The 11,339-nt window shown below is 48.8% G+C and carries 11 protein-coding genes; 6 read left to right on the top strand and 5 right to left on the bottom strand.

Going from position 1 to position 11,339, the window contains the following annotated elements:
* Nucleotides 1–148: 148 nt before the first annotated feature.
* Both H6F88_RS33780 and H6F88_RS00480 read right to left on the bottom strand, forming a co-directional pair.
* Nucleotides 149–280 (bottom strand): hypothetical protein, encoded by a 132-nt coding sequence (locus H6F88_RS33780; RefSeq protein WP_277882124.1) that lies wholly within the window; start codon nt 278–280, stop codon nt 149–151.
* A gap of 166 nt (nt 281–446) precedes the next feature.
* A complete protein-coding gene (locus H6F88_RS00480; protein ID WP_190640797.1) occupies nt 447–1,370 on the bottom strand; it encodes a LysR family transcriptional regulator in 924 nt (307 codons plus the stop codon).
* Nucleotides 1,371–1,525: 155 nt separating this feature from the next.
* Here H6F88_RS00480 and H6F88_RS00475 point away from each other — a divergent pair, with 155 nt between their 5' ends.
* A complete protein-coding gene (locus H6F88_RS00475; RefSeq protein ID WP_190640796.1) occupies nt 1,526–2,263 on the top strand; it encodes an SDR family oxidoreductase in 738 nt (245 codons plus the stop codon).
* A gap of 90 nt (nt 2,264–2,353) precedes the next feature.
* On the opposite strand, the gene H6F88_RS00470 is transcribed toward H6F88_RS00475, so the two are convergent.
* Together H6F88_RS00470 and H6F88_RS00465 are read right to left on the bottom strand one after the other, a co-directional pair.
* Nucleotides 2,354–2,584, bottom strand: coding sequence for a hypothetical protein (locus H6F88_RS00470; RefSeq protein WP_190640795.1), 231 nt, complete (start codon nt 2,582–2,584; stop codon nt 2,354–2,356).
* A 214-nt stretch (nt 2,585–2,798) separates the two neighbouring features.
* Nucleotides 2,799–3,848: a DUF389 domain-containing protein gene (locus tag H6F88_RS00465; RefSeq protein ID WP_190640794.1), complete on the bottom strand. Its 1,050-nt coding sequence runs from the start codon at nt 3,846–3,848 to the stop codon at nt 2,799–2,801.
* A 124-nt stretch (nt 3,849–3,972) separates the two neighbouring features.
* On the opposite strand from H6F88_RS00465, the gene H6F88_RS00460 reads away from it, so the two are divergent.
* On the top strand, nt 3,973–5,529 hold the full coding sequence (locus tag H6F88_RS00460) for a Na+/H+ antiporter (protein ID WP_190640793.1): 1,557 nt from the start codon (nt 3,973–3,975) through the stop codon (nt 5,527–5,529).
* Between the two features lie 26 nt (nt 5,530–5,555).
* Here H6F88_RS00460 and H6F88_RS00455 read toward each other — a convergent pair whose 3' ends face one another.
* The gene (locus tag H6F88_RS00455; protein ID WP_190640792.1) at nt 5,556–6,107 is read right to left on the bottom strand and encodes an HPP family protein; all 552 of its coding nucleotides are present in this window, start codon (nt 6,105–6,107) and stop codon (nt 5,556–5,558) included.
* A gap of 118 nt (nt 6,108–6,225) precedes the next feature.
* Here H6F88_RS00455 and H6F88_RS00450 point away from each other — a divergent pair, with 118 nt between their 5' ends.
* The 4 genes from H6F88_RS00450 to H6F88_RS00435 are packed head-to-tail and all read left to right on the top strand — an operon-like array spanning nt 6,226 to nt 10,756.
* Nucleotides 6,226–7,512: a DUF389 domain-containing protein gene (locus H6F88_RS00450; protein WP_190640791.1), complete on the top strand. Its 1,287-nt coding sequence runs from the start codon at nt 6,226–6,228 to the stop codon at nt 7,510–7,512.
* An 11-nt stretch (nt 7,513–7,523) separates the two neighbouring features.
* Entirely contained in the window at nt 7,524–8,339 is an 816-nt protein-coding gene (locus H6F88_RS00445) for an ion transporter (RefSeq protein WP_190640790.1), read from the top strand.
* A gap of 57 nt (nt 8,340–8,396) precedes the next feature.
* Entirely contained in the window at nt 8,397–9,425 is a 1,029-nt protein-coding gene (locus tag H6F88_RS00440; RefSeq protein WP_190640789.1) for a mechanosensitive ion channel family protein, read from the top strand.
* Complete coding sequence (locus H6F88_RS00435) at nt 9,422–10,756, top strand: DUF2254 domain-containing protein (RefSeq protein ID WP_190640788.1); 1,335 nt, start codon at nt 9,422–9,424, stop codon at nt 10,754–10,756. The genes H6F88_RS00440 and H6F88_RS00435 overlap by 4 nt, the downstream gene beginning before the upstream one ends.
* Nucleotides 10,757–11,339: the final 583 nt, after the last annotated feature.

Raw genomic sequence — 11,339 nt, 5'->3', positions numbered from 1 at the left:
TTGGTCAACTGGTTGACTGGAGTACCAAGAGCAAAAACTCGGGTTTCTCGTTTCGCGGCTCTAGCGCCAGATTAAGGAAGGCGTGATCCCAGTCAGGGTTCGCCAACAGTATCTCCTGGTTTAGTTGACAGTACTCGTGAGACACGGCTTATAGCTCTAAAGCCATAATTATCAAGCTTCCCACTAACTCTCCGTATTCCACAACTTGGAAATTCAACGAGTTTTGAGACAACGTTTCTAACTGCCAATACTCCTGCTCCAAATTCTCATTGCTAAACATGGCTTTCTCTACAGGTTCTCTGAGCGATTCATATTTCCTAAAAAATAGGGTAACGAGTCAGCAAAGTTGAACACAGATCATGAATCAAGGGCCTTCTCACTGAAGCGGGCGGGTAAGAGATATTGGTTGGATTACCGGAGAGTTCTGCCGCTGCCTACCTTGATCGTTAGGTTGACTGGTTTACTCCACAGTCTGATACCCACGGATTGAGCTTGAATTCATTCGTGAGATATTCGATAAAACAACGCACCTTTGCAGGGATAAATCGCCCCCGTCGATAGACAACGTGAATGGGCAAAGGGACGGGTTGATAGTCTTTTAGAACGATACGAAGGCTGTCAGAGTTAAGCAAATCGCCAAACAGCCAAACAGGGCAAACGGCAACTCCTAAACCCGATAGAACCGCTTCCCGAATGATTGTAGAATTATCAGTTTGCAGATTACCTTTTGCAATGACCTGAACTGTACCCCCCGTTTGCTGTTGAAAGTGCCACTCATTTCCTGTAGCAAGGCGAGTGTAAACGATACAGTTATGGTTTACTAATTCCCCAGGAGTTTGAGGTTCTGGGTGTTTGCGGAAGTAGGTTGTTGCACCAATGGTGACTCGGTGAGTAAACCCAAGGTGATGGGTGATGAGCGTTGGATCATTCACCTGCCCAATGCGAATGGCGAGATCTGTACCCGCTTCAACCAAGTCAATAAAGCGATCGCTCAACGTCAAATCTAGTTTGATATCCGGATATCGATCCAAAAAATCCTTAACGTAAGGCATGACCTGATGTTGCCCAAACGCGACAGGGCAGCTTACCCGTAGTGTGCCAACGGGTTTTTGTCGTTGCCCAACACTGGCTTCAGCAGCAGCAGCAGCATCCAACAGCTCTTGGCAATGCTCAAAAAAGCGTTCTCCCTCTTGCGTCAATTGCAGCTTTCGGGTGGAGCGGGCTAACAGTTGCACATCCAGGTAGGCTTCGAGGGCAGCAATTTGCTTACTGATCGTGGGTTGGCTCGTGTTAAGTTCACGGGCTACCGCCGAAAAACTCCCGGCTTCAACCACTCGCACAAAACTTTGGATACAGTCAAGGCGATCCATGCTTATTTATTCTAAATTTGAATAAACTATATTCTATTCTGCTGGCTTCTCAAACAGATTCGCATCAATCAAGATAAACATATGGAGAGCAGAGCAACCCAACATAACGCTAAGGCTCTTCTACAAAAGGTTTCATGATTAGCCAGGAGATTGGTATGAACATTCAAGAATCCGTCGCGTTTGTCACAGGTGCAAGCCGGGGCATTGGCAAAGCCTATGTCGAAGCGTTGATACAAGCGGGTGTTCGTCGCGTTTATGTTGCTGCTCGCAATGCGGACACGCTGAGCGATGTGGTTGCGATCGCCCCCGATCGCATTATTGCCATTGCATTGGATGTGACCAATCCCGAGCAGGTGAATGCGGCTGTCCAAGCAGCTCAGGATGTCACCTTGTTAATTAACAACGCGGGTGTATTAGGTTCCGGTGGTTTATTTACCCCTAAGAGTGTAGAAACGGCTCAGTGGGAAATGAACACCAATTACTTCGGCACTCTCTCTATGGTGCGTGCTTTTGCACCCATTCTAAAGCGTAATGGTGGCGGCACAATTGTGAATCTGCTGACCATCGCCTCGGTGGTGAACGTACCCGTCTTTAGTTCCTACAGTGCCTCCAAAGCCGCGCTATATTCCTTGACTCAAGGTGCTCGTGCAGAACTCGCTGCGCAGGGTACTCAGGTGATTGGTGTGTTTCCAGGTCCAGTTGACACTGCCATGTCTGAGGGGCTGCCCCTCGATAAAGTTGCGCCCATTAACGTGGCAAAAGCGACCCTGCACGCGATTGAACAGGGCGTGGAAGAGGTTTATCCCGATCCTGTTTCTCAAAGCGTATTCGCTAACTTGCAAGCACCACTCAAAGACGTTGAGAAGCAGTTTGCGGGGATGTTGCCTCAGTAATTTGTTTTCAAAGGTTGGATTGGCGAGCAAACCGCCGATCGCCCGTCCAATCTCCTACAGCATCCCGTCAAACCCAATTTCCCGCTCATTTTATTCAGGAGAACGATCCATGACGCTTAAAGGGGTAAAGGTAGCAAAGCTGCAACGAAACGCCATCCGATCGCTAGAATCCTTGAGAAGTAAGGCATCTAGCAAAAAAACTCGAAAAATGGTAACTTGCCCGAAAATGATGCTTGGATCACCTACAAAATCTACGACAGAATAAGCGTTTGAAGCCTTTTCTACTCCAAAACTTGCCCGAAAATGACCATTTCTTGGCATGTTTTAGCTAAATTGTGAAAATTTTTCTGAAAGCAATGCCATGCAGTGATTCCAGACAATGCGTGGCGCTTGGATGCAGTTTCGCTACCTTTGCCCCTTTTACACCTGAAACCCTTTAGGAGTAAAGATTATATTGGTTAAGTGGCGGCAAATGACAGCTTCGCCAGTTTGAACCCCAATTGGATGAACAGCAATTGGAGTAAGGTTTTTCAGCTCATCTTGAACTTTTTTGCCCGTATATCGGCTCAGTCCTATTATTAATTCCGGTGTTAGACTCTTGTCGACGAATTTCTTCGACCTGTCCAACCACAAAGATCAGTGTAAAAGGTTGTCCCATTTCGCGTTGCACAAACTCTTCCAAGAGAGCAACCTGCTTCGGTGTAATACGTTCTCTAGCACGGACATTCAACCGAACTTCGGGGGGATTGGTTAACCAGTTTGTGGTACTGCTCACCAGATCTAACCGTTGAAAAGTAAGAGTGCGATTTAACAGCGCTTGTTGTAAGCTGGCTTCTAATTGTGCCTGTCTCACCATCTGAGCGAAGCTGAACCCTAAAGGAATTAGTAGGATGGCAGTAAAAGTTAGTATCCCGGCAAGTGCTTTACGGGCATGATGAAAAGAAGCGTAGCCTGCTAGTAGAAAAGTGACCATGCAGGACAGACTAATACCCAATAAGTTTGTGAGATAGAGCAACATAGCTCCCTGACTAAGATTCCAATTTGCCTGAGATAGTCCTAAGCCGATTACGCAAATAGGTGGCATCAGCGCGACTGAAATTGCTGTGCCGGCAAGGCTCCCAGAGATTTTCGGTTGCACTTTTGCGTAGCCGCTAATGCCGCCAGCGGTGACGGCAATTCCTAAATCGAGCAGCGTGGGCTCAGAGCGTGCCAACACCTCACCGCCAAAGTTAGCAATGCCAACCAGTTTGCCCAATATCCCCGCAAGTGCTACTGCCAACGCCGTCCCCACGGCAACTGCAACCAAACCACGTCGAAACAGCATGACATTGCCTGTCAGCGCCCCAAACGCCAGTCCTCGGATCGGCAGCATCAGGGGAGCAATAATCATCGCACCAATAATTACCGCTGTGCTGTTTGCCAACAAACCAAAGGTGGCGATCGCGCAGGAACTGACAATCAAGATGAGGTAGGACGGATCAGGCGTCGATTCTGCCAGTAACTCTGCTTGAAGCTGCTGCAACTTAATCAGGCTCTTTCCCTGATTTCTGAATGATCTGAAGCGCCCACGGATATTTGCTAGCACATCCTGATTCCTCCCAGAACTTTAAGATTCTGACTTTTGCCCAGCATCTCACCTGTGATTGTAGCGGTCGTGGTCCGACAGGTTGAAGATGGTAAGGGTTCGATCGTTTGGAGGGTAGTGGTCAATGGATGCGACGTTAGGTGAAATGACGATCGAGACAAACCTGAAGCAATTTTTGCTGGTGCTGTCGATTTCCTTGAGTGTGGCAACCTTGCCCCGCATCTTTAGCTGGTTTCGTCAGATTCCCTACACCCTCTTGTTGGTGATTGTGGGGTTAGGGCTGGCTTTTGTGGATGTGCGCTTGGTGAACTTGTCGCCAGAGCTGATTCTGTCGATCTTTTTGCCCCCGCTCCTGTTTGAAGCCGCCTGGAATTTGAAATGGTCAGAACTGAAGCAGGAATTTTTGCCCATTTGTCTTTATGCCGTGCTTGGGGTGATGATTGCAATCGCAGGCATTGCTCTGGGGCTAAATCAACTGGGGGGAGTGCCGCTCACAACGGCACTCCTGATCGGAGCGAGCCTATCTGCTACTGATCCTGTATCAGTCATTGCGTTATTTCGGGATCTGGGCGTAGGCAGCCGCCTCAGCATTTTGGTGGAGGGGGAAAGCCTATTTAACGATGGCATGGCAGTCGTTGCCTTCAGTTTTCTGGTTGCTCTGCCGATGGGCACAGCGGATTTATCCATTCAGTCAGCGCTCATTGAGTTCGTGCGCGTGGTCGGCATCGGCATTGCAGTAGCTAGCTTAATTGGATTTGGGATTTCATACCTAACGCAACGATTTGACCTGCCTTTGGTCGAGCAATCACTCACGCTAGTGTCTGCCTATGGCACCTATCTAATCATTGAGGATTTTGGGGGCTCTGGGGTAATTGGGGTCGTGACAATGGGATTGATTTTGGGAAACTTCGGTTCTCGCATTGGCATGAATCCTCGAACTCGGATTATTGTGAGCGAGTTCTGGGAATTTCTAGCGTTTTTCGTTAACTCGATTGTCTTCCTGCTAATTGGCGATCAAATCCGATTTAATATCCTGGGACAAAACCTCACTATCATTGCGATTACGCTGATTGTGATGATAGTGACACGGGCGCTCGCCATCTACGGATTGAGCGCCCTTAGTAACCGATTCAGTGAGTCTAAGGTTCCACTTAAAGAACAAAGTGTGCTGCTTTGGGGAGGGCTGAGAGGATCAGTGTCGATTGCTCTAGCGCTGAGTGTGCCTGCGATTTTGCCCGATCGCGAAGAGATTATCGCCACTGTGTTTGGAGTGGTGTTGTTCACCTTGCTCGTGCAGGGTTTGACGATTAAACCCTTGCTGGAATGGCTAAACCTGCTCGGAAATCAACCGTTGCAACAGCAACTTTCAGAAGCGCTCGCTCGCTTAGCTGCGCTGAGACGAGTGTTGCAGCATCTTGTCCAAACCGCAGATCGTCCGGTAATTGAGCCAGAGTTTTACCGCTATCAGCAGACTCTGATTCAAGGAGAAATTGGGCGTCTGGAGGAAGAGATCAATACCTTGCAGGATGAGCATCCCGATTTACGTGCGTTTGCTGCTGAACAATTCAGGCTAGAACTACTGACAATTGAGGCAGACACGTATGCCGAGCTAGTCCGAGCCGGACAACTGAACCGGGAACTGGCTCCCTTCCTTCAGCAAGACTTTTCAGAAGAGGGTTAATATCCACTCATTGAATTCGATTAAGTTCAGCGCGATCGACTGTAATATGCCAGCAGCCAAAGCGCACAGCGTTCTATGGCAATCAGTAACGCGATCACACCAACCGCCAAGCCAAACAGCGCTAAGTTGGTTTCGTTCCCTGCTCGCAGAGCAAAGCTGAGGGATGTTGCAACTGCTGGGGGATGCACGGCATCCAGCACGATCATTAGAGTGATAGTCAAAATCATCGCGATGCCCGCTGACAGGTAACTTGAACCAAACAGGAGGTAAGTCACTAAGCCGATTGTCGCTGCCATAAGTTGAGAAATTGTTAGGGTCCGGACGGTATTAGTGCCATGTTGCGGATCTAGATAAATGAGAAATGCGCTGGAAGCTAAAGAGGCAAACAAAAGACGTTGACGGCTTAGCACTTCTACAAACGCCAGAACTGCCAAGATCACTACGGTTGGTGCTAGCGCTAAAGCGAACTCACCCTGTAAACTCAATCGGCTTCTCAGCGATCGATTGGCACCTTCAATCGGCTTCAAACTGGATTTTTTAGGGTTGCGATCGGATTGATGCGAGGAGCGCTTGCTCAAGATAGGTTCCTGCTCATGATTCAATTCGGTTCAGTCAGTAGTTTGAGCAAAGCCATCCATAAGAGACAACGTTTTCTTGAGGGAATGACTCGATGCGATCAGGAGCTCAATAAGAAAAATGCGTCAGTTATTTGTGCAAGCACCACAAGGATGTGGAAAAACCGTTCTAGAGATTGCAAAAGCTTGTGATGGCACAAATTTAGCGCAAATTGAAGCAACAGGCGTTGAGCAGCCGATCGATCTGGTGTTGATTCATGTTTCCAACGGTAAAGTTGAGGAGCTTCTCGACAAACTGCAAGTCGCCCTGCCGGACTTAAGTTTTACATTGTTACCAACGGGCGTAATGGCGCTGCATCCCCCTGCTAATGCTGCGGCTGAACAAGTTACTAATGTTGAGGAACGCAGCCCGATCGAGATCTTCCTATCCGGTTTGCAGAGTACAGGCTCCTGGAAAGGATTTCTTAGCTATGCTGCTATTGCTGGAATTGTTGTCTGGATTGGTTTGTACACAAGCACCAGCTACCTGCTAGTTGCCGCGATGCTGTTGGCTCCGTTTGCCGGACCAGCCATGAATACTGCTTTGGCAACAGCCAGGGGCGATCGCCAACTTCTCTGGCGCAGCCTTATACGATACTTTGCAGCCTTGAGCGTCACGATCACCACAACTGCCCTACTGAGTTGGCTTCTGGGTCAACAGACTCCAACTAATCTCATGATTGATAGCAGTCAGATTTCAACCGTGTCTGTCTTGATCCCTCTGGCAGCAGGCGCGGCGGGCGCACTGACCCTAATTCAGTCTGATCGCAGTAGTTTAGTCTCTGGAGCCGCAACTGGAATGCTCATTGCTGCTTCTCTGGCTCCCCCCGCAGGCATTGTTGGGATGGCAGGTGCGATCGGGCGTTGGGATCTAGTCACCAACGGACTCTTTCTGCTGTTGTTGCAATTGGGTGGAATTAATCTATCAGCCGCTCTGCTGTTTCGCCTATTTGGTTTAACAACACAGGGATCTCGCTACCAGCGAGGCAAACGCGGTGTGTTTTCTCTTTCAGTGGGAGTAAGTGCGATCGTGCTAGTGGGGCTAATGCTCTGGCAGTTCTCCGACGCACCGAATCTACAGCGCTCTAGCCGCGCTCAGCGAGCAAACGCTGAAGTGCAGCAGGTGGTGCAGCAAAGCAATCTAGCCAAGCTCGTAGAATCCAACGTTCGCTTCACTGGAGCCGATATTTCAGGACAGGAGACGTTGTTGTGTGTGGTTTATGTTCAGCGTCAGCCCAACATCACACGTTCAGTTGAACAAATTCGCGCTGACCTGACTCAATCGATTCAAACTCGCTTGTTGCAGCAGGGGTTCAATGTCACTCCATTGGTCGAAGTTACTGTGTTAGAAACGCCTGCGCTTAACTAATTAACCTGCAAATGAATTCACCAAAGCTGCCTGAAAAAATAGCCCTCGAACGCGAACGTTCTGAGATTTTACAACAGATTGAAGACTGGCTCGATGTACCAATGTTGGTACTCAGCTTTCTCTGGGTAGCCCTGTTTGTGCTTGAACTCACTGATGGCTTAAATCCATTACTAGAAGGTTTAAGCATCACCATCTGGATCGTGTTCATTGTCGAGTTTGGCGTTAAGCTACTTCTGGCTCCTCACAAAGTGACTTATCTCCAGGCGCAATGGCTAACTGCAATCTCACTGCTGCTTCCCGCACTCAGAACGTTGAGGATTGTCAGAGTTCTTCGGGTGCTGCAAACAGCGCGGGCAATGCGCGGCTTACAGCTGTTGCGGGTGCTGACGCGAACCAATCGCAGTATGAGATCGCTGGCCGCAAATTTTTCCCGGCGCGGGTTTGGCTATGTCGTACTGCTAACTGCGATCGTTACCTTTGCCGGTGCGGCTGGAATGTACGCCTTTGAGCAAGCAGCACCAAATGTGCCTGGATTTGATCACTACGGCACTGCCTTATGGTGGACAGCAATGCTGATGACCACAATGGGATCGGATTACAGCCCACAAACGGCAGAAGGTCGCATCTTGTTTTTTCTGTTAGCGCTGTATGCCTTTGCGGTGTTTGGCTATGTGACTGCAACGCTAGCAACATTTTTTGTCGGGCAAGATGCAGATGACGAAGAAGCTGAGCTTGCGGGAGCAAAATCGATTGAGGCGTTGCGCGCGGAGATTATTGCATTGCGCTCTGAAATCCAGACCCTGTGCCGAAGTGATCGCTCCCCCTAGGATAGAAGTCGGTTTTGCCCGTTCTGCGTAAGGTTTGGTTGCAGCTTAGAGAATGTAATGAACGCAGAACTATCTACGGTATGGGACAAAATTCAGGCAATGGCAAATGGCTTTTTTGCCCTGTTGCCTAATATTGTGCTGGCGTTGATCGTCTTTGCGATATTTTTCTTCATCGCCAGAGTCATCAAGCGAACGGTGAGGAACCTCACTCGCGATCGTCGCCAAGCTCGAAATTTAGGATTAGTGCTGGGGCGATTGGCTCAAGGCATAACGATTTTGGCAGGATTATTTATTTCTCTGTCGATCGTCATTCCATCTCTCAAAGCAAGCGATCTCGTTCAGCTATTGGGAATCAGTGGAGTTGCCATCGGGTTTGCCTTTCGAGATATTCTACAAAACTTTTTAGCGGGTATTTTGATCCTGCTGACTGAGCCGTTTCAGATTGACGACCAAATCGTATTTAAGGACTTTGAGGGGACCGTCGAACAAATTCAAACGCGCGCAACCACGATTAGAACCTACGATGGTCGGCGCATTGTGATTCCCAATTCAGAGCTATTCACTAACTCAGTGACGGTTAACACGGCATTTGAAAATCGTCGATTGCAGTACGACATTGGTATCGGCTATGGAGATGATATTGATACTGCCAAACGGTTAATTCTAGAGGCAATTCATGAAACGGATGGCGTGTTAAAAAATCCTGTGGCTGATGCGATCGTGGTAGGACTGGCAGATAGTACCGTTAACATTCGTGCTCGCTGGTGGGTGGAACCTCCCCGTCGAGCTGATGTTTTAGCCTTGCAAGACCGCGTCTTAACGAACATTAAAAATAAGCTGACAGCGAACGGGATCGATCTACCCTTCCCAACCCAACAAATTTTGTTCCATGACCAAACCGAAGCTAGTGATGGCGATCGCGCCCGTCAGCGAGAAGGCTGGCCTGCCGGAACCATTGAAGTTCCGAAGCCGCGCAGTATCAGCCACGCTCTCAGGCAGTTGGCTGAGAGCCAATCCCAACATAATGGTGCTAGAGCGGGTAATGGATCTTCAACAAATCACAACGCGGCTCAGAATGATCGATGAAATACGCCAAGTTAAGCAAACTGTGGGACTCCTTACATTCCAGTTTCTGGTTTGTGCCAACCCTCATGGTGGTATTGGCGCTCGGGCTGTCATTTATCACTATTGCGATTGACCAGAGTCGAGAAACTAACATCATCGGGGAGTTAGGCTGGGCTTATTCCCTCGGTCCTAGTGGTTCACGTGCCATTCTTTCAGCAATTGCTAGTTCCATGGTGAGCGTTGCCACCACTGCTTTTTCCATTACAATTGTTGCCCTTCAGCTTGCCTCTTCTCAGTTTGGTCCGCGCTTGCTGCGTAACTTTATGCAAGACACGGGCAACCAGGTGGTGCTGGGAACCTTCATTTCTACGTTTGTATACAGCTTAATGGTGCTGCGAACGATTAACGGCGTGGAAGAAAACGAGTTTGTGCCACACATTGCAGTTACGTGTGGCATTGGCTTAGCGATCGCCAGCATTGGTGTATTGATTTACTTCATTCATCATTCCGCCTCATCGATTCAGGTCGATCAGGTGATCAAAAAAGTGGGTAGCGACCTCGATGATGCGATCGAGCGGCTCTTTCCTGAAAAGATTGGACGCGGCACTTCAAGGCAGCAGGAGGAGCAAAGCATCGCAGATATTCCACCCAACTTCGATCGAGTTTCCTGTTCCATTAAAGCGAGTAGCACTGGCTACGTTCAAGCAATCGATGACAAGCAACTGATGCAGGTTGCCACAGAAAAGAATCTGCTCTTACAGATTCAGCAACGCCCTGGGCGCTTTGTTGTCCAAGGCGGTGAACTCGTACGCGTCTTCCCCGAGAAAAAGGTAAACAAGCAGCTTGCCGCTCAAATCAACGATGCTTTTGTGTTTGGTTCACGCCGTACCGAGCAGCAGGATATTGAGTTTTCGATTGATCAGCTGGTTGAGATTGCAGTCCGAGCGCTTTCCCCAGGAATTAACGATCCGTTTACTGCCATACGCTGCATTGACCAGCTGAATGCTGCCCTCTGTCATTTTGCCCACCACGAAATTCCCTCTCGCTACCGCTATGATAACCACGACCAACTTCGCATTATTGCTGAACCCATCGTTTTTACAGATGTAGCGGACGCTGCTTTTAATCAAATTCGGCAGTATGGGCAATCGAGTGTTGCTGTCACGATGCGCTTATTGGAGGCGATCGCCGTTATTGCATCCTTCACATACCGAACATCAGACCAAGTTGTGCTGCGCCGTCATGCCGATATGATTGAGCGCGGCAGCCAAGAGGGAGTTGCGGAGGAGTTAGATCGCAAAGCAATCAAAGAGCGATATCTAGCCGCTGTGAAAGCGATTGAGCAGCACTAATCGGAGTTTAAGTCGTAGGAGAATACTACTCCAGCGATCAGAAGACTAGCAGTTGGGCGTTGCTATTGTGTGCTTCAAGGGGCAAAGGTAGCGAAACGCATCCAAGCGCCACGCATTGTCTGGAATCACTGCATGGCATTGCTTTCAGAAAAATTTTCACAATTTAGCTAAAACATGCCAAGAAATGGTCATTTTCGGGCAAGTTTTGAAGTTGAAAAGGCTTAGAATGCTGATTCTATCGTAGATTTTTTAGGTAATCCAAGCATCATTTTCGGGCAAGTTGCTATTTTTTGAGTTTTTTTGCTGGATTCCATGTTTCCCAATTGTTCTAGCGATCGCGTGGCGCTCTGTCGCAGCTTCGCTACCTTTGCCCCTTTTACGGTCGCAGAACTACTGCCACCCAAAGTTCGCTAAAAAAGTTCTTTAGAGTACATGAGATGTGCCAGCTGAAGTTGTAAAACAAATGTCCCGATACTGTTGGCGAACCCTGACTGGGATCACGCCTTCCTTAATCTGGCGCTAGAGCCGCGAAACGAGAAACCCGAGTTTTTGCTCTTGGTACTCCAGTCAACCAGTTGACCAA

Source organism: Oculatella sp. FACHB-28 (assembly GCF_014696015.1).
In the GTDB taxonomy this organism is placed as follows: Bacteria; Cyanobacteriota; Cyanobacteriia; order Elainellales; family Elainellaceae; genus JAAUTN01.
This window is presented reverse-complemented; position numbering and strand designations above follow the sequence as displayed.